Genomic DNA, 18293 nt, shown 5'->3' with positions numbered 1-18293 from the left:
GGAGGTCTCCCGGTCAGACGTGGAGGAGAAGGTGCTCGCGCTCCCACGGCGAGATCACCTTCATGAACTCGTCGTGCTCGATCTCCTTGACCTCGGAGTAGACGGTGATGAACGGCTTGCCGAGCACGTCGTGCAGGTCCTTCTCGTCCGACAACCAGCCCAGCGCTTCGCTCAGCGAGCGCGGCAGCTGGTACTCCGACAGGTAGGCGTCGCCCTTGCACTCGGCGGCCGGCTCGATCCGGTTCTTGATGCCGAGGTAGCCGCAGGCGAGCGTGGCAGCCAGCGCCACGTAGGGGTTCGCATCCGCACCGATCACGCGGTTCTCGACCCGCCGCGCGGCCGGCGTCGCCACCGGCGAGCGGATGCCGACCGTGCGGTTGTCGGTGCCCCACTGGATGTTGATCGGCGCCGCGGTCGAGCGCGCGAGCCGGCGGTACGAGTTGACGTAGGGCGCGAACAGCGCCATCGCCGCCGGCGTGTACTTCTGCAGCCCGCCGATGTACCAGAAGAACTCCTTCGACGGCGAGCCGTCCTCGTTGCTGAAGATGTTCTTGCCGGTCAGCTTGCTGACGACGCTCTGGTGCACGTGCATCGCGCTGCCGGGTTCGTTGGCCATCGGCTTGGCCATGAAGGTGGCGTACATCTCGTGGCGCAGCGCGGCCTCGCGGATCGTGCGCTTGAAGAAGAACACCTCGTCGGCCAGCCCGAGTGGGTGGTCGTGGAAGAAGTTGATCTCCATCTGGCCCGCGCCGACCTCGTGGATCAGCGTGTCGACGTTCAGTTCCATCTGCTCGCAGTAGGCGTAGATGTCTTCGAACAGCGGGTCGAACTCGTTCACCGCATCGATCGAATAGGCCTGGCGCGAGGTCTCGGCGCGGCCGCTGCGGCCCTTCGGCGGGCGCAGCGGCTGGTTCGGGTCGGTGCTGCGCTCGATCAGGTAGAACTCGAGCTCGGGCGCGACCACCGGGTCCCAGCCTTCGGCGGCATACAGGTCGCAGATGTTGCGCAGCACCGAGCGCGGCGCGTAGGGAATCATCTTGCCGTCGCGGTCGAAGCAGTCGTGGATGACCTGCGCGGTCGGGTCGACCGCCCACGGCACGATGCGCACCGTGCTCGGGTCGGGGCGCAGGTGCATGTCGCGGTCGGTCGCGTGGATCACGTCGTAGTAAGGGCCTTCCTCGGGGAATTCACCGGTGACGCCGATCGCGACGATGGCCTCGGGCAGCCGCATGCCGCGGTCTTCGGTGAATTTCTCGCGCGGCAGGATCTTGCCGCGGGCCACGCCGGTGAGGTCGGGCACCAGGCATTCGATCTCGGTCACGCGGCGGTCGTTGAGCCACTGTTCGAGGTCGCTGAAATTGAAGTTGTTCTTGTCCACCATGGGATCACCTGTTTGATTCGTTGGCCGCAGATCGAGGGTGACCGGCGGTTGGGTCGAGCGTCAGGGCAGGGTGGAACGCACCTAACGGTCGGGGTCGCGGTGCGGCTCCCGGTGGCGGTCGCGGAACGACTGGCAGGCGGCGCCGAAGGCCTTGAACAGGCGCAGCGAGATCGGGTTCTGCGCGGCCTGCCATTCGGGGTGCCATTGCACGCAGAGGTTGAAGGACTTGGCCTCGGCCATCGAGAAGGCCTCGACCAGGCCGTCGGGTGCGCGCGCCTCGACGCGCAGCCCCGGCGCGAGCTTGTTGACGCCCTGGCCGTGCACCGAGTTCACCTGGAACGACGGCTTCTCGACGATGCCCGCCAGCGTGCCGCCGGGCACCACGGTGACCTCGTGCGCGAAGTCGTAGACCACCTCGGGCGGCGCGTCTTTCAGGTGCGGCGCGCCGCGGTGGTCGCGCTGGCCCGGCACCTCCTGCACGGCCTGGTGCAGCGAGCCGCCGAGCGCGACGTTGGCCTCCTGGAAACCGCGGCAGATCGCGAACAGCGGGATGCCGCGTTCGAGGGCGCGCGGGATCATCGGCAGCGTCCAGTCGTCGCGGTCGGGGTCGAGCGGCAGCGACGGGTCGTGCACCTCTTCGCCGAAGTGGCTCGGGTGCACGTTCGACGGCGAGCCGGTCAGCAGCACGCCGTCGGCGACGTCGAGCAGTTCGTCGATCTCGGCCGCGGTGGACGAGGGCACGACCAGCGGCAGGCAGCCGGCCAGGCGCACCGCGTCGATGTACTTCTTGCCCGCGATGTGGAAGGGATGCAGGCCGACCAGTCGGTTGCACGCGGGGACCAGGACGACCGGCTTGTTGGGTGTTTTCATTGGGCTTGCTGCGTGTCGCTTGTTGAGCGACAGCACACTGGGCTTGCTGTCAACAGACGTGGAGCAATGAGCGTGCCTGTGAGTTTGACCCCACGAGGCACAAAGTCAATCGGAAGGAACCTCGCCGCGGCACTCACAGCATGTCCTTCAGGCGGTAGTACGCCATGCCCATCACGAGGGCCGGCGTGCGCAGCAGCGGGCCGCCGGGGAACGGGCGGTGTCGCAGTGCCGCGAAGGTGTCGAAGCGGGCCGCGTGGCCGTCGATCGCCTCGGCGACCAGCTTGCCGGCGAGGCCGGTCAGCGCGAGGCCGTGGCCCGAGAACCCCTGCAGGTAGTAGATGTTGTCGTGGTGCGGTTTCGCGCCGGCGCCTGCACCCTCGGCGGGCAGGCGCCCGAAATCGGGCGCGCGGTTCATGCTGATGTCGACGAAGCCGCCCCACGAGAACTCGACCGCGGTGTCCTTCAGCTGCGGGAAGGTGTGCGCCATGCGGCGTTGCATGCTGGCCGCGAGGTTGATCGGCGTGCTGGTGCTGTAGCTGACGCGTCCGCCGTACAGCATGCGGTGGTCGGGTGTCGGGCGGAAGTAGTCGAGCACGAAGTTGGTGTCGCACACGGCCGAGCGCGACGGGATCAGCGACTGCGCCAGCTCGGGGGCCATCGGCCGCGAGGCCACGATATAGGTGCCGACCGGCATGATGCGGCGTTCGAGCTGCGGCGCGAGGCCCTGCAGGTAGACGTTGCCGGCGAGCAATACGTGCTTCGCGCGCAGCTCGCCTTGCGGTGTGGCGAGCCGCACCGTGGGGCCGGGCGTGATCGACGTGACCGGCGACTGCTCGAACAGCTGCACGCCGAGGCTGGCCGCGGCGCGCGCGAGCCCCAGGCTGTACTTCAGCGGATGCAGGTGCCCCGAGCGTGCATCGTGCGCGCCGCTGTGGAAACGCGGGCTCGCGATCCACTGCGGCAGGTCGGCCGGCGCGATCCAGGTGGTGTCGTGGTCGTAGCGCTCGCGCATCAGCACGTGCCAGTCGTGCAGCTCGCGCGCCTTGCGGGCATTGACGGCCACGCTCAGGTAGCCCGGCTGCCAGTCGCAATCGATCGAGAAACGCCTGCAGCGCTCGTGGATCAGGTCCAGCGCCTCGAGCGTCATCGCCCACACGCGGCGCGATGCGTCGAGGCCGAGCTGGTCCTCGATCACCGTCTGCTCGCAGGCCAGGCCGGCGATGGCCTGGCCGCCGTTGCGGCCCGAGGCGCCCCAGCCGACCTCGCGGGCTTCGAGCAATGCGACGCGGTAGCCGCGGTCGGCCAGTTCGATCGCGGCCGACAGCCCCGCGAGACCACCGCCGACCACCGCGACATCGCAGTCGAGCGACGACGACAGCGTGGGAAAGCCCGGCGCCCGCTGCACGGTCGCGGCGTAGTACGAGTGGCGGGTGAGATCGCTGTCGGCGCTCAGGAAGCTCATACGGTAGGCGCTAGGCAGGGCCCTTTGACGTTCGGTTGATGAATGTCTTTCAGGCGGCGCGCTTGATGGCGTCGGACAAGGTCCCGATCAGCTGGTCGACGTGCTTGTTCTCGATGATCAGCGGCGGCGACAACGCAATCGTGTCGCCGGTGGTGCGGATCAGCAGGCCCTTCTCCCAGCAGTCGAGGAAGACCGAGAACGCTCGCTTGCCGGGCTGGCCGTCGATCGGCGCGAGCTCGATGCCGCCGACCAGGCCGAGGTTGCGCACGTCGACCACGTTCGGCAAGTCCTTCAGCGAATGCACCGCGCGCTCGAAGGTCGGGGCCATCGATTCGCCGCGCGTCAGCAGGCCTTCGTCGGCATAGGTGTCGAGCGTGCCGAGCGCCGCGGCGCAGGCCAGCGGGTGCGCCGAGTAGGTGTAGCCGTGGAAGAACTCGATGGCCTGCTCCGGGCCGTTCATGAAGGCGTCGTGCACGTGCTGCTTCGCGAACACCGCGCCCATCGGCACCGCGCCGTTGGTCAGGCCCTTGGCGACGGTCATCAGGTCGGGCGTGACGCCGAACTTCGTCGCGGCGAACGGCGCGCCGAGGCGGCCGAATCCGGTGATGACCTCGTCGAAGATCAGCAGGATGCCGTGCTTGTCGCAGATCGCGCGCAGCCGTTCGAGGTAGCCCTGCGGCGGCACCAGCACGCCGGTGGAGCCGGCGACCGGCTCGACGATCACCGCGGCGATGGTCGATGCATCGTGCAGCGCGACCAGGCGCTCCAGGTCGTCGGCCAGCTCGGCACCGTGCAGCGGCTGGCCCTGCGTGAACGCGTTGCGCGGGTCGTGCGTGTGGCGGATGTGGTCGACGCCCGGCAGCAGGCTGCCGAACATCTTGCGGTTGGCGACCAGCCCGCCGACCGAGATGCCGCCGAAGTTGACGCCGTGGTAGCCGCGCTCGCGGCCGATCAGCCGGGTGCGCTGGCCTTCGCCGCGGGCGCGGTGGTAGCCGATCGCCATTTTCAGCGCGGTCTCGACCGCTTCGGAGCCGGAGTTGGTGAAGAACACCTTGGTCAGCTCGGCCGGCCCGAGCCGCACCAGCCGCTCGGCGAGCTCGAAGGCCTTCGGGTGGCCCATCTGGAACGGCGGCGCGAAATCCATCTCGGCCGCCTGCGCCTGGATCGCCTGCACGATCTTCGGCCGCGCATGGCCGGCGTTCACGCACCACAGGCCGGCGGCGCCGTCGAGCACCTGGCGGCCCTCCGGGGTCCAGTAGTGCATGCCTTCGGCCTTGGACAGCAGGCGCGGCGCCTGCTTGAACTGCCGGTTGGCGGTGAAGGGCATCCAGTGGGCGTCGAGCGTGTTGTCCATGACAGGCGGTCCAGATGGCTTGTGATTTCCGTCACGCAGTCTAGCCGGGCTGTCGCGAAATTTGCTTGCGCAACGCAGCCCGATTTGGGTTCGTTGAGCAATATCATGCGGCGAAACGTCCAAGGATTCGCAGGATATGGCAAGCAGTAAGCCGAAGGTGCAACTCGATGCGATCGATCGCCAGATCCTGCGGGTCTTGCAGGTCGAGGGCAAGCTGGCCAACGTCGACCTGGCCGAACGGGTTCACCTGTCGCCGTCGGCCTGCCTGCGGCGCGTGAAGGCGCTGGAAGACGGCGGCGTGATCGCGCAGTACGTTGCGCTGATCGATTCGAAGGCGGTCGGCCAGCCGGGCACCAGCTTCACGATCGTCAACCTCGAGAAGCTGACGCAGGCGGCGATGGCCGAGTTCGAGCAGGCGGTGCGCGGCGTGGCCGAGATCCTCGACTGCTTCTACGTCGCCGGCACCAACGACTACCTGCTGCGCTTCACCTACTGCGACGCCGGCGACCTGGAGCGCTTCCACACCGAGGTGCTGGAGCGGCTGCCGGGGGTCGTGCGATCGAACTCGATGCTGGTGCTGCGGACCGTCAAGAAGACGACGGCGCTGGCGGTGTAGGCCGGGCCACCTGCCCGCACAGGTAGGTCCACACGAAGCTCGCTGCCGCGTAGCTGGTCAGCTCGGCATGGTCGTACGGCGGCGAGACCTCCACGCAATCCATCCCGACGAACGGCAGGTCGGCCAGCTCCTCCAGCACCGTCAGCACCTGCGTGGTCGACAGCCCACCCGGCTCGGGCGTGCCGGTGCCGGGCGCGAATGCCGGGTCGAGGCAGTCGATGTCCAGGCTCAGGTAGACCGGCGGATGGTCGTGGCGCGACAGCCGGCTGCGGATCGCCGACAGCACCGGCTGCAGCTGCACCGCGCCGTCGAGCCCGCGCAGCTCGCGGGCGGTGAAGATCTGCCCGCCCTGGTCGCGCACGTACTCGCGCGCCTCGCGCTGGCCGGCCGAGCGGATGCCGATCTGCGTGAAGCACTCCTTGATCACCAGGCCTTCGTTGATCGCCTCGTAGACCCAGGTGCCGTGGCCGCTCGGCTCGCCGAAGTGGTCCTCCCAGGTGTCGCAGTGCGCATCGAAATGGATCACCGCCAGCGGCTTGCCCAGCCACTCGACATAGCTGCGCAGCAAGGGCAGCGTGATCGAATGGTCGCCGCCCAGCCAGGCCATGTGGTGCCGGCGGATCAGCGGCGCCACCTGCGGACCCATCGCTGCGCGCATGCGCTCGAGGCTGGTGTTCGGCAACAGCAGGTCGCCGGCATCGCCGAGCTGGCCTTCCAGTGCGATGTCGAAGAACGGATGCGTGCCGTCGCACAGCATGTGGCTCGCCTCGCGGATCGCGCGTGGCCCGAAGCGCGCGCCGGGACGGTTCGTCACCGAGCCGTCCCATGCGATGCCGGCGACCGCGAACGGCGTGTCGGCCGACGTGGCGGGTGCCTTCAGGAAGGCGTTGTTCGACAGGAAGGCGAAGCTGCTCATCCCGCGATTCTCACGGTTTATCGCTTCGGCTTGCTGTCCCTGCGCAGCGCCTCGATCTGCGCCAGCCGGCTGCGGCAGTCGCCGGCCACCGTGGGGCACAAGGCCTCGTGGCTCAGCTTCAAAGGCTTGCGCAATGCGTCCACCCGCGCGAGGTAGCCGCGGGCGCAGGTGTCCGAATGCAAGGTCGCGATCCGTGCCGCCGATACGCAACCGACCAGGCCCAGGTAGGCCGTGCCGAGCTGTTCCGCGGGCTTGCCGGCGGCACGCAGCAGCCTTGCGTCGACGCAGTCCGAGAATTCGTCGGTGTCGTGGTGCATCTCGTGCAGGCAGGTCTGCGAGGTCTGCTGCACCGCGTCGGTCAACGCCTGCCATCGCGGCTTGTCGAGCGCGTGGACCGGCAGCGCGAGCAAGCCGCATGACATGCCGACCAGGCCGATGCCCGCCAGCGCTGCGATGCGTCGCATCAGTTGATGCGCGTGATGCGAGGCGTCGTCGGCGCGACCGGCGATTTCTCGCGGAAGTAGGCGATCAGCGCATCGAGGTCGATCACCTTGGAGTCCACCACGTTGCTGCCCTGGGTGGCGAGCACGGTGAAGTTGTCGCCGCCGCTGCCGAGACCCAGGAAGTTGTTGGTGCTGACGACGTAGGTCCTGGCCAGGTCCAGCGCCACGCCATTGACCTTGACCGACGACACCACCACGCGATGCCCGGTGCCTGCCGCCGCGCAGTTGTTCGGGCTCGCGCCGGAGGTCCAGGCATTGACGCTGTTGTCGAAGCTGTAGGTCAGCCCGCCGGAGACCTGCAGCAGGCGGCCGTACTGCATCGTCGCCGGGTTGAACTTGGCGGTGCAGTTCGGGGCTTCCCACTGCTGCTCGAGCAGGCGGACCAGCTGGGCGCCGGTGACGGAGACCTTGACGACGGTGTTCGCGAACGGTGCCACGGTGTTCACCTGGGCGTAGGTCACCGGGCAGGGCGGCGTGGCACCGGCGGCACAGGTCAGGTCGGCGCGCACGCCGCCCGGGTTGACCATCGCGAAGTCGGCGCCGTTCGGCGTGCCGTACAGGTAGGCGTCGGCGATCACCGAGCCCATCACGCCTTCGGCCGATTCGTCGCGGTTGGTGGTGCCGGTGAACAGCGCCCGCATCAGGTTGCCGCCGAGCGTGCCGACCTGCTTCTGCGCCAGCGTGTTCGAGACGGCGACGTAGCTGTTGACCAGCGCGGCGATGTCGGCATCCTTCGCGAAGCTGGCAAAGGCGGCGGGCACCGTCACGCCGGTGTTGTTGTCGGCCTGGATGATCGGCACCGTGGCGGCGTCGATCGAGGTCACGCCGGTCTTCAGCTTGACGCCGAGGTCGATGTCGGTGACCGCGCCGCCGTAGAAGCCGGTCTGCGTGACCAGGTAGCGCTTGCCGCTGGCCTTGCCGGTGTAGTTGCAGACGTATTCCTGGTGGCTGTGGCCGCTGACGACCACGTCGACGTCGGTGCCGAGCTTGTCGAGGATGGTCCCGAGGTCGCCGAAGCTGACCGGGCAGCTCTTGTCGTTGACGGTGGTTGCGGTGGAGATGCCGCCCTGGTGGATCAGCACGACGACGGCCTGCACGCCGGCGGCCTTCAGCGCCTTCGCCTGGCTGTTGATCGTCGCGGATTCTTCCTGGAACGCCAGGCCGGCGATGCCGGTGCCGGCCACCAGCTCGGTGGTGCCCTTCAGCGTCAGGCCGATGAAGCCGACCGCCACCGGGCCGAAACGCTTGATGGCCGTGGCCGGCAGCACCGGCGTGCCGGTGGCCTGGTCGACCACGTTGGCGGCCAGGTACTTGTACTTCGCGCCGCTGAACGTGCCGCCGCTGGCCGAGTAGGTGCCGGTGGCCGCGTCCATGAAGCAGGTGTCGGCACCCGCCACCCCCTGCGCGCCGGAGGCCGGGAAGCAGCCGCCGTTCTGCTTGCGCAGCAGTTCGGCGCGGCCGTAGTCGAACTCGTGGTTGCCGACCGACGTGATCTCGAGCCCGATGCGGTTCAGCACGTCGACCGAGGCTTCGTCGTGCGTCGCCGACGAGACGAAGGGCGAGGCGCCGGTCATGTCGCCGGCACCCACCACGACGCTGTTCGGCCCCTTGGCCCGCAGCGCCTTGATCGCGGTGGCCAGGTAGGCGGCACCGCCGACGTTGACCTTGGTGCCGGCCGCATTGGCGGGGTCGGGCAGGGTCACCGTGCCGCCGTTGGTGGCGGCCGGCGTGGTGATGCTGCCGTGGAAATCGTTCATCGCCACCAGCTTGATGCTGAAGGTCTTCGCGCCCAGCGCGTCGAGCAGCTGGTCGTGCTCGTTGCCGGCGGTGCCGGCGGACGCTGCGACCAGTGCGCCGGTCAGGAAATCGGTGACCGGCGCAGGAATGGTCACGCCGTTGGCGACCAGCTCGGCCTTGACCGCCGCCTGGGCCGCGGCGACCTTGGCGGCCGTCAGGTCGGTGGCCGCGGCGGCGTTGAAGCCCGAGAAGTAGGCCACCGTGTCCGCCGAGAACTTGCCGACCGTGGCCTCGGTCAGCACCGTGAGGTGCGCCGTCGCGGTGCCAACGCTGCCGGTGGCGAGCGAATGCAGCTTGCCGGAAGCGCCCGCATCGGCTTCGAGGACGCAGGGCAGCTTGCCGTTCAGCGCGACGGTGTAGCTGCCGTCGGCGCGGGTGGTGGTGCTGCCCTGGGCGCCGTCGGCGCATCGAACGGCGACCGGTGCATTCGCCAGCGCACTGCCGACGGCGGCCGTGCCGGAAATGGTCAGCGACGGCGCGGGATCGCTGGACGACGAGCTGTCCCCACCACACGCGCCCAGGCCCGCGCACACGCAAGCCAGCAGGGACAGCCGCACGCGGCTCGACAGACGACGGTTCGACACGAAGGCACTCCTCGAAAGCCCGCGATCTTGTCCGCGCAGCATTTCGCGTTGGTGACAAGCGGAGGCGGGCGGTTCCATGCACGCGCCAGCTTCCACATCAAGAAAACGTCATTTCGCATTGTGGCAAGTCGTGAGGGGCCACACGGTTGCTTTCTTCCAGATGGGAAGAGCTGGTTTCACATCCAGAAAATGAAACTGCAAGTCATTGATTTCATTGATTAATATTTTTAGTCTTATATAAGACATAAGTCTTCCGAAACGGACGCATGGCTTCTATCCTTGAAGTCATCAAGTCCTCGTTTTTTCACCCTCTCACACTTCCGGAGACCGACATGACCCAAGCGACCCGCGAACAACAGATCGCCGCCCTTGAAAAAGACTGGGCCGAGAACCCGCGTTGGAAGGGCATCAAGCGCGGCTACACCGCGGCCGATGTCGTGCGCCTGCGCGGCTCGCTGCAGATCGAGCACACGCTGGCCAAGCGCGGCGCCGAAAAGCTGTGGAGCCTCGTCAACACCGAGCCCTTCGTCAACTCGCTCGGTGCGCTGACCGGCAACCAGGCGATGCAGCAGGTGAAGGCCGGCCTGAAGGCGATCTACCTGAGCGGCTGGCAGGTCGCCGGCGATGCCAACCTGGCCGGCGAGATGTACCCCGACCAGTCGCTGTACCCGGCGAACTCGGTGCCGATGGTGGTGCGCCGCATCAACAACACCTTCCAGCGTGCCGACCAGATCCAGTGGTCCGAAGGCAAGGGCCCGGGCGATGCCGACTACCGCGACTACTTCGCGCCGATCGTGGCCGACGCCGAAGCCGGCTTCGGCGGCGTGCTGAACGCCTTCGAGCTGATGAAGTCGATGATCGAGGCGGGCGCCGCCGGCGTGCACTTCGAGGACCAGCTGGCCTCGGTCAAGAAGTGCGGCCACATGGGTGGCAAGGTGCTGGTGCCGACGCGAGAAGCGGTGGCCAAGCTGGTGGCGGCGCGCCTCGCGGCCGACGTGATGGGCACGCCGACCGTGCTGCTCGCCCGCACCGATGCCGAAGCGGCCGACCTGGTGACCAGCGACGTCGACGACAACGACAAGCCGTTCACCACCGGCGAGCGCACCGTCGAAGGCTTCTACCGCACCCGCAACGGGCTGGAGCAGTCGATCAGCCGCGGCCTGGCGTATGCCGAATACGCCGACATGATCTGGTGCGAGACCGGCAAGCCCGACCTGGCGTTCGCGAAGGCGTTTGCCGATGCGATCCACAAGAAGTTCCCGGGCAAGCTGCTGGCCTACAACTGTTCGCCGAGCTTCAACTGGAAGAAGAACCTCGACGACGCGACGATCGCGAAGTTCCAGCGCGAACTCGGCGCGATGGGCTACAAGTTCCAGTTCATCACGCTGGCCGGCTTCCACAGCCTGAACTACTCGATGTTCAACCTGGCCTACGGCTATGCACGCAACAACATGAGCGCCTTCGTCGAGCTGCAGGAAGCCGAATTCGCCGCGGCCGAGAAAGGCTTCACCGCGGTGAAGCACCAGCGCGAGGTCGGCACCGGCTACTTCGACGCGGTGACGACGACGATCGAACGCGAGGCGTCGACCGCGGCGCTGAAGGGCTCGACCGAAGACGAACAGTTCTTCGACGAGCGCAAGCACGCCTGAGCGGTGCGGGGGGGGCCTGCTGGCTGGCGCGTGTTGCGCATCGTCGAGCGCGGCGGGCCGGACGGCTACATCGACGCGGCCAGCATCTCCCGGTAATCGTCCCGCGTCGCCAGCCGCGGGTTCGTCTTGTGGCAGTGGTCGACCATCGCGCCGTCGATCACGCGTTCGAACAGGTCTTCGGTGACGCCGAGCGCCCGCAGTCCCGGCGCCAGTCCGAGCCGCGCGTTCATCTCGCGCACGGCATCGGCGATCTCGGTGCCTTCGGCATCGCAGCCGCCCAGGCCCATCGCATGCGCCATGCGCGCGAGCCGCCGTTCGCGCACGATCGATCCCGCGCTCGCATTGAAGCGCAGCACCGCCGGCAGGAACATCGCGTTCAGCGTGCCGTGGTGCAGCTTCGGGTTCACGCCGCCCAGGCTGTGGCTGAGCGAATGCACGCAGCCGAGCCCCTTCTGGAACGCCATCGCGCCCTGCAGGCTCGCGCTCATCATGTTCCAGCGGGCATCGCGGTCCTGGCCGTCGCGGGTGGCGCGCTCGATGTGGCCCCAGCCGCGCTCCAGCCCGTCGAGCGCGATGCCGTCGGCCGGCGGGTTCACCGCCGGCGCCATGAAGGTCTCCATGCAATGCGCGATCGCGTCCATGCCGGTCGCCGCCGTCAGCAGCGGCGGCAGGCCGAGCGTCAGCGCCGGGTCGCAGATCGCCGCGCGCGGCAGCAGGTTCCAGTTGTGGAAGCCGAGCTTGCGGCCGTCGTCGACGATCACGATCGCGCCGCGCGCGACCTCGCTGCCGGTGCCGGCGGTCGTCGGCACCGCGATCACCGGCGCGACGCGGTCGCTGATCTTCGTGCTGCCGCCTTCGATGGTCGCGTAGGTCTTCATCGGGCCGTCGTGCGTCGCTGCGATCGCGACGCCCTTGGCCAGGTCCATGCTCGAGCCGCCCCCGACCGCGATCAGCCCGTCGCAGCCGTGGTCGCGCCAGACCTGCACCGCCGAACGCACCGCCGCCTCGGTCGGGTTGAACGGCGTGCCGTCGAACACCGCATGGGGCAGGGTGCCGAGTGCCGCCAGCGCCTGGTCCAGCACGCCGGCCGCGCGCACCCCGGCGTCGGTGACGACCAGCGGCTTGCCGATGCCGATGCGCTCGCATTCGGCCGGCAGCAGCGCGAGCGCGCCGAAGTCGAGCTGGATCTGCGTGAGGTAGTAGATGAAGGCCATGGCGGACCACGAGTTTGCGATGGACCGGCCAGTATGCTCTGGCACACTCGCCCCCCGTGAGCTCGCATCCCCTGACCCCCGCGATGAGCAGCCTGCTGTATCGCATCAGCCGCGCCAAGCGTCCCCCGTTCCACACCATGCCGGTCGCGCAGGCCCGCGAGGTCTACACCGCGGCCGCCGAAACCATCGACCCGCCGCGGGCGCCGCTGGCGCGCGTCGAGGACTTCACGCTGCCGGCCGCCGATGGCACGCCGTTGCGGGCCCGGCTCTACGCGCCGTCGACCGGCCGGCTGCCGCTGACGATGTACCTGCACGGCGGCGGCTTCACGATCGGCAACCTCGAAACCCACGACAGCCTGTGCCGCCAGTTCGCGCTGCGCAGCGGCACCGCGGTGGTCGCGATCGACTACCGGCTGGCGCCGGAGCACCGCTTCCCGACCGCGGTGGACGACGCCTGGGCGGCGCTCGCATGGCTGGCCGCGCATGCCGGGACGCTGGGGCTGGACGCGCGCCGCCTGGCCGTCGCCGGCGACAGCGCCGGCGGCACGCTGGCGGCGGTCAGCGCGATCCATGCGCGCGACATCGGCCTGCCGCTCGCGCTGCAGGTGCTGATCACGCCGGGCACGACGGCCTATTCCGACACCCCGTCGCACCGCGAGTTCGCCGAAGGCTTCCTGCTCGACGCGCGCGGCATCGAGTGGTTCTTCGGTCACTACATCGCCCATGCCGACCGCGGCGACTGGCGCTTCGCACCGCTGAATGCCCCCGATCTCGACGGCGTCGCGCCGGCCTGCGTGGTGCTGGCCGAATGCGATCCGCTGGTCGACGAGGGCGTTGCCTACGCCGACCGGCTGCGCGCCGCCGGCGTCGGCGTCGAACTGGAGCTGTACCGCGGCGTCACGCACGATTTCATCAAGATGGCGCGCGAGCTCGACGAAGCCGTCGCCGCGCAGGACGCCATCGCCGCCGCACTGAAGAAGGCCTTGATCCCATGAAGCGCACCGATTTCCGATTCCTCGAACGGCTGCGCGTGCGCTGGGCCGAAGTCGACCTGCAGCAGATCGTCTTCAACGGCCACTACCTGATGTACTTCGACACCGCGGTCGCCGGTTACTGGCGGGCGCTGGCGATGCCGTATGCGTCGACGATGCACTACCTGGGCGGCGACCTGTTCGTGCGCAAGAGCACGGTCGAGTACGAAGGCTCGGCGCGCTACGACGACGTGCTCGACATCGGCGTGCGCTGCGGGCGCATCGGCACCTCGTCGATGGTGTTCAGCGCGGCCGCCTTCCGGCAGGACCAGCTGCTGGTCAGCGCCGAGCTGGTCTACGTGTTCGCCGACCCGGTCGCGCACACCTCGAAGCCGGTGCCGCAGGAACTGCGCGAGCTGCTGCAGGATTTCGAGGCCGGCAAGCCGATGGTGGCGGTGCGCGTCGGCCGGTGGGCCGAGCTGGGGCGCGATGCCCAGCGCATCCGCACCGAGGTGTTCGTCGAGGAGCAGCGCATCCCGCCGGAGCGCGAATGGGACGATGCCGACGCCGACTGCCTGCATGCCGTCGCCTACAACCATTTCGGCGCGGCGCTCGCGACCGGCCGGCTGCTGGAGCATGTGCCGGGCGTCGCGAAGATCGGCCGCATGGCGGTCACGCAGGCGATGCGCGGCAGCGGCGTCGGGCGCGCGGTGCTCGATGCGCTGATGAAGGCGGCGCGCGAGCAGGGCTACCGCGAAGCGGTGCTGCATGCGCAGACCTCGGCCGAGGCGTTCTACCTGCGGGCCGGTTTCGCCCCGCGCGGGCCGGTGTTCGAGGAGGTCGACATTCCGCACATCGAGATGGTGCGGACGCTCTGACGCTGCCGTCGACGGGCATCCGTCAGACGCCGGCGCCCGTTCGATCAGGGGGGATGTCGGCGCAACCACCGTTGTGAGCGATGGCGCCGGCGCGTATACCTCGACCGTTGTTTCCCGGCAGGCGCTCGATGGACCTTGACTACTTCGGGGCGGATCACGACGTTCAAGGTCTTGAGCGGCAGTTGGCCGTCGTCGATGGTGGCTCGCGTTTGCCTTGCCTGACCGCGCTGGCCTGGTACCTGCGCCAACGCGACACGCGGCGCGCGTTGCTGCTGGTGCACGAGGCGCAGGCGTTGCTGGCCGCCGGTGCGGCCGCGCCGGACACGACCGCCGGCGACGACACCGAGCGGGTCCGCTGCCAGGCGCGGCTGATGCTGGTCGAGGGCGAAGCCCGCTGGCTGTTCGCCGAGCTGGAGCCCGCGAAACAGCTTTTGTCGCAGGCGCGCGAGCGATTCGCCGCGATCGGCGACGCCACCGGGGCCGGCGACGCCTGGCTCGCGCTGGCCATGCTGCTTCAATTTCATGCCGACGAACCGGCGCGTGCCAACGCCTGTTTCGCCGAATCGCAGGCCGCCTACCGCAGCGCCGGCGACGAGCTGCGCCTGCGCTGTGCCGAGGCCAGCCTGGCGCTCGGCCAGTTCATGCAGGAGCCGGCGGCGGCGGTCGCGCGCTGGGCCGCGGTGCTCGGTGCCGCCCCGCCGTCGGGCCATGCCGGGCTCGACGCGCGGATCGCGGTGACGAACGGCTGGTTCGCGCAGTTCCGCGGTGAGCTGGCGCAGGAGATCGCGGTCAACCAGCGCGCGTTCTCGCTGGCGCTGGTGGCTGGGCAATTGCGCACGGCGATCATCGTGGCCGGCAATGTCACCCGGGCCTTCATCAACCTGAACGACCCGGCGCAGGGGCTGGAGTGGGCGGAACGCGCTGTCGCGCTGGCCCGCAGGACCGGCTGGCCGGCCACGCTGACGCTGAGCCTGTCGTGGATGGGCATGGCGCTGCACCGGATGGGCCGCTCGGAGGCGGCGCGCGCGTGGCTGAACGAGGCGCTGGCCGGCTCGGGCGCGCGCACCGGCAACTTCCACACGATTGCCTCGACGCTGCTGGGCGACGTCTGCGTCAGCCTCGGCGAGTACGCGGCGGCGGCCGATGCCTATGCGGTCAGCGAGGAGATCGAGCGGCGGGCCGGCCGCAGCACCTGGTACCTGGCCGATGCGCTGCGCGGCAAGTCGCTGGTGCTGTCGCGCTTTCGGCGCCGCGGCGAGGCCGTCGCCGCGATCGAGGAGGCGATCGCGATCCACGTGAAGGCCGGCGTGCGCTGGCGGCAGGCTGCCTGCCTGCAGGCGCTGGCCACGATCGCCCGCGAGCACCAGTTGCCGCCGCCGGCCGGATCGAGCGCGGCGACCGGCACGATCCACTACCTGGAACAGGCGCTCGCGATCGACGAAGGCACCGAAGGCAAGACGGTGTCCGACGAGCTGTGCAGCGAGCTGTCGCGGGAGTACGAAGCCGCCGGCGACCTGGCGAGGGCGCTCGCGCTCGAGCGGCGCGCGATGGCGACCCGCGTGCGCATCCAGTCGAAGAAGGCAACCGACCTGGCGGCGGCGATGCAGGTGCGCTTCGAGACGGAGCGCGCGAAGGCCGACGCCGACTACAACCGCGCGCTGGCCGAGGCCGAGGCGCGCCGCGCCGACGCGGAGGCGGCGGCCAACCGCGCGAAGAGCGTGTTCCTGGCGAGCATGAGCCACGAACTGCGCTCGCCGTTGAACGCGATGCTGGGCTTCTCGCGCCTGCTGATGCGCGACGCCAGCCTGGGCGAGCGCGCGCGCCGCGACGTGGGCGTCGTGCTGTCCAGCGGCGAGCACCTGTACCAGGTGATCAACCAGGTGCTGGAGCTGTCGAAGATCGAGGCCGGCCACATGAGCGTGAAGCCGGTCGGCTTCAACCTGGCGGTGGTGCTGCACGAGCTGGAAGAGGTGTTCTCGCTGGGTGCGCGGCAGAAGGGCCTGCGCCTCGTGGTGGAGGCCGCGCCGGGGTTGCCGCCGCACGTGGAGGCCGATGTGCTGAAGCTGCGGCAGGTGCTGGTCAACCTGCTGGGCAATGCGATCAAGTTCACCGCGCAGGGCAGCGTGACGCTGGCGGTCCGGATGGTCGGCGACGGCTGGCTGCAGGTCGGCGTCACCGACACCGGCGTCGGCATTGCCGCGGCCGAACTGCGCACGCTCGGCGAGGCCTTCGTGCAGGCCCAGGCCGGCCGGCAGGCGGCCGAGGGCACCGGCCTGGGCCTGGCCATCAGCCGCGGCTTCGTGCAGCTGATGGGCGGCGAACTGCGGATGGAGAGCGAACCCGGCCGGGGCACGACGGCGCAGTTCGAGATCCCGGTGCGCGTGCGCGACGAGGGCACGGCGGCGGACGCCCCGGCGGCGCCGGGCCGGGCCGTCGCGCTGGCCGCGGGCACGCCGCAACAGCGCATCCTGGTCGTCGACGACCTGGCCGACGGCCGGGCACTGCTGGTCCGGCTGCTGCAGCCGCTGGGCTTTGCGGTCCGCGAGGCGGCCAACGGGCGCGAAGCGGTGGAACTCTGGCAGCAGTGGGCGCCGCAGCTGATCCTGATGGACATGCGCATGCCGGTGATGGACGGCCGTGAAGCCACGCGGCGGGTGAAGGCCGGACCCGGCGGCACGCTGGTGATCGCATTGACCGCCAGCAGCTTCGACGAACAGCGCGAGGAGTTCCTGCGCCTGGGTTGCGACGACTTTCTCGGCAAGCCGTTCAAGGAAGAGGCGCTGCTGGAGATGATCGGCCGGCACCTCGGCCTGCGCTACGAGCATGAAGCGCAGCCGGCCGCGCCCGCCGACGCGGTGCTCGACCGGCAACGGCTCGCGCAGCTGCCGCAGCCACTGCTGGCCCGGCTGCGCAGCGCGCTCGATCACGGCGACCCGCAGTCCATCGGGCAGACGCTGCAAGAGATCCGGCCCGGCGATGCCGACACCGCCGACGCCCTCGCGGCGATGGCCGCGCGGTTCGAATTCAAGCGGATCCAGGCCTTGCTGAACGAGGTGGGCCGCTGACAGGAGAGTTGCCATGGACACGACGCGTCGACAGTTCCTCGGCCACGCCGGAGCCGCCCTCGGGGCCGCGTGGTTCGCCCGCGGCGTCGCCCGGGCCGGACCGCCCGGCGACAAGCCGGTGCCGATCGGCCCGCCGATCGAGACGCTGCGCATCGTCATCGGGTTCGCGGCCGGCGGCTCCGGCGACCTGCTCGCCCGCAGCGTGGCCGAATCGCTGCACGGCACGCATGCGCGCACGGCGCTGGTCGACAACAGGATCGGCGCCGGCGGCCAGCTGGCGCTGCTGTCGATGAAGACCGCGCCGGCGGACGGCAGCACGCTGCTGCTGACGCCGTCGTCGATGCTGACGCTTTTTCCGCACACCTACAGGCAGCTGCCGTACGACCCGCTGCGCGACGTCGCCCCCGTGTCGCTGGCCTGCACCTTCGACCTGGCGTTCGCGGTCGGGCCGCAGGTCGATGCGTCGGTGCAGACGCTGGCGGATTTCATCGCGTGGGCGCGGGCCCATCCGGAACTGGCCAACTTCGGCAGCCCGGCCACCGGCTCGTCGACCCACTTCGTCGGCGAGATGCTGGCTCGCGCCGGCAACCTGCCGCTGCGCCACGTGCCGTACCGCGGCAGCCGGCCCGCCATCGTCGACCTGATGGGCGGGCAGGTCGCTGCGGTCTGCACACCGCTGGGCGACATGTTGCCGCACCTGCAGGCCGGACCGATCCGCCTGCTGGGCGTGTGCGGGTCACGGCGAAGCCGCTTTGTACCGGAGGTGCCGACCTTCGTCGAGCAGGGCCTGAAGGACATCGTCGCCGACGGCTGGTATGCGTTCTACCTGCCGGGCGGCGCCGGGCCGCAGGTCGTGCAGCGTGCGAATGCCGCATTGCGCGGCGCGCTCGACGATGCGCAGGTGGTCGCGATGCTGGCGCGGATGGGCTTCGATCCGGCCGGGTCGTCCGCGGCCGAACTGGCGGCCTTGCAGCGGCGCGACACCGAACGCTGGGGCGCCGTCGTGAAGGCGCTCGGGTTCGCCGCGGTGTGA

Annotated in this window: 14 protein-coding genes; 6 read left to right on the top strand and 8 right to left on the bottom strand. The window is 69.6% G+C overall.

The window, feature by feature from the left end; genetic code table 11:
• Positions 1-13: 13 nt before the first annotated feature.
• From FHT26_RS01070 to aptA, 4 genes are all read right to left on the bottom strand, one after another.
• Positions 14-1381, bottom strand: a complete 1368-nt coding sequence (locus FHT26_RS01070; RefSeq protein WP_168558349.1) for a glutamine synthetase family protein — start codon at positions 1379-1381, stop codon at positions 14-16.
• 81 nt (positions 1382-1462) lie between these two features.
• Positions 1463-2251 (bottom strand): gamma-glutamyl-gamma-aminobutyrate hydrolase family protein, encoded by a 789-nt coding sequence (locus FHT26_RS01065; RefSeq protein WP_168558348.1) that lies wholly within the window; start codon positions 2249-2251, stop codon positions 1463-1465.
• A 133-nt stretch (positions 2252-2384) separates the two neighbouring features.
• Complete coding sequence (locus FHT26_RS01060; protein WP_168558347.1) at positions 2385-3713, bottom strand: NAD(P)/FAD-dependent oxidoreductase; 1329 nt, start codon at positions 3711-3713, stop codon at positions 2385-2387.
• A 49-nt stretch (positions 3714-3762) separates the two neighbouring features.
• On the bottom strand, positions 3763-5067 hold the full coding sequence (aptA, locus tag FHT26_RS01055; protein WP_168558346.1) for an omega-aminotransferase AptA: 1305 nt from the start codon (positions 5065-5067) through the stop codon (positions 3763-3765).
• Positions 5068-5203: 136 nt separating this feature from the next.
• On the opposite strand from aptA, the gene FHT26_RS01050 reads away from it, so the two are divergent.
• Positions 5204-5683: an Lrp/AsnC family transcriptional regulator gene (locus FHT26_RS01050; protein ID WP_168558345.1), complete on the top strand. Its 480-nt coding sequence runs from the start codon at positions 5204-5206 to the stop codon at positions 5681-5683.
• On the opposite strand, the gene speB is transcribed toward FHT26_RS01050, so the two are convergent.
• The 3 genes from speB to FHT26_RS01035 are packed head-to-tail and all read right to left on the bottom strand — an operon-like array spanning position 5655 to position 9483.
• A complete protein-coding gene (speB, locus tag FHT26_RS01045) occupies positions 5655-6599 on the bottom strand; it encodes an agmatinase (RefSeq protein ID WP_168558344.1) in 945 nt (314 codons plus the stop codon). The two genes, FHT26_RS01050 and speB, sit on opposite strands and share 29 nt — an antisense overlap.
• Positions 6600-6616: 17 nt before the next feature.
• On the bottom strand, positions 6617-7063 hold the full coding sequence (locus tag FHT26_RS01040) for a hypothetical protein (RefSeq protein WP_168558343.1): 447 nt from the start codon (positions 7061-7063) through the stop codon (positions 6617-6619).
• The gene (locus FHT26_RS01035; RefSeq protein WP_349238062.1) at positions 7063-9483 is read right to left on the bottom strand and encodes a bifunctional metallophosphatase/5'-nucleotidase; all 2421 of its coding nucleotides are present in this window, start codon (positions 9481-9483) and stop codon (positions 7063-7065) included. The genes FHT26_RS01040 and FHT26_RS01035 overlap by 1 nt, the downstream gene beginning before the upstream one ends.
• 332 nt (positions 9484-9815) lie before the next feature.
• Here FHT26_RS01035 and aceA point away from each other — a divergent pair, with 332 nt between their 5' ends.
• Positions 9816-11132, top strand: a complete 1317-nt coding sequence (gene aceA, locus FHT26_RS01030; RefSeq protein ID WP_168558341.1) for an isocitrate lyase — start codon at positions 9816-9818, stop codon at positions 11130-11132.
• 65 nt (positions 11133-11197) lie between these two features.
• Here the strand turns inward: aceA and FHT26_RS01025 are convergent, their stop codons facing one another.
• Positions 11198-12346, bottom strand: a complete 1149-nt coding sequence (locus FHT26_RS01025; protein WP_168558340.1) for an iron-containing alcohol dehydrogenase — start codon at positions 12344-12346, stop codon at positions 11198-11200.
• 83 nt (positions 12347-12429) lie between these two features.
• Between FHT26_RS01025 and FHT26_RS01020 the strand changes: the two genes are divergently transcribed.
• The 4 genes from FHT26_RS01020 to FHT26_RS01005 all read left to right on the top strand — a co-directional run bounded on the left by FHT26_RS01020 (position 12430) and on the right by FHT26_RS01005 (position 18293).
• Positions 12430-13341 carry an alpha/beta hydrolase gene (locus FHT26_RS01020; RefSeq protein ID WP_168558339.1) on the top strand — a complete coding sequence of 304 codons (912 nt, stop codon included), beginning with the start codon at positions 12430-12432 and terminating at the stop codon, positions 13339-13341.
• Entirely contained in the window at positions 13338-14195 is an 858-nt protein-coding gene (locus FHT26_RS01015; RefSeq protein WP_168558338.1) for a YbgC/FadM family acyl-CoA thioesterase, read from the top strand. The genes FHT26_RS01020 and FHT26_RS01015 overlap by 4 nt, the downstream gene beginning before the upstream one ends.
• Before the next feature lie 209 nt (positions 14196-14404).
• Positions 14405-17260 (top strand): ATP-binding response regulator, encoded by a 2856-nt coding sequence (locus FHT26_RS01010; RefSeq protein WP_168558337.1) that lies wholly within the window; start codon positions 14405-14407, stop codon positions 17258-17260.
• A gap of 13 nt (positions 17261-17273) precedes the next feature.
• Entirely contained in the window at positions 17274-18293 is a 1020-nt protein-coding gene (locus FHT26_RS01005) for a Bug family tripartite tricarboxylate transporter substrate binding protein (RefSeq protein ID WP_168558336.1), read from the top strand.

Origin of the sequence: Rhizobacter sp. SG703 (assembly GCF_012275445.1) — a bacterium.
Taxonomy (GTDB): domain Bacteria; phylum Pseudomonadota; class Gammaproteobacteria; order Burkholderiales; family Burkholderiaceae_C; genus Rhizobacter.
This window is presented reverse-complemented; position numbering and strand designations above follow the sequence as displayed.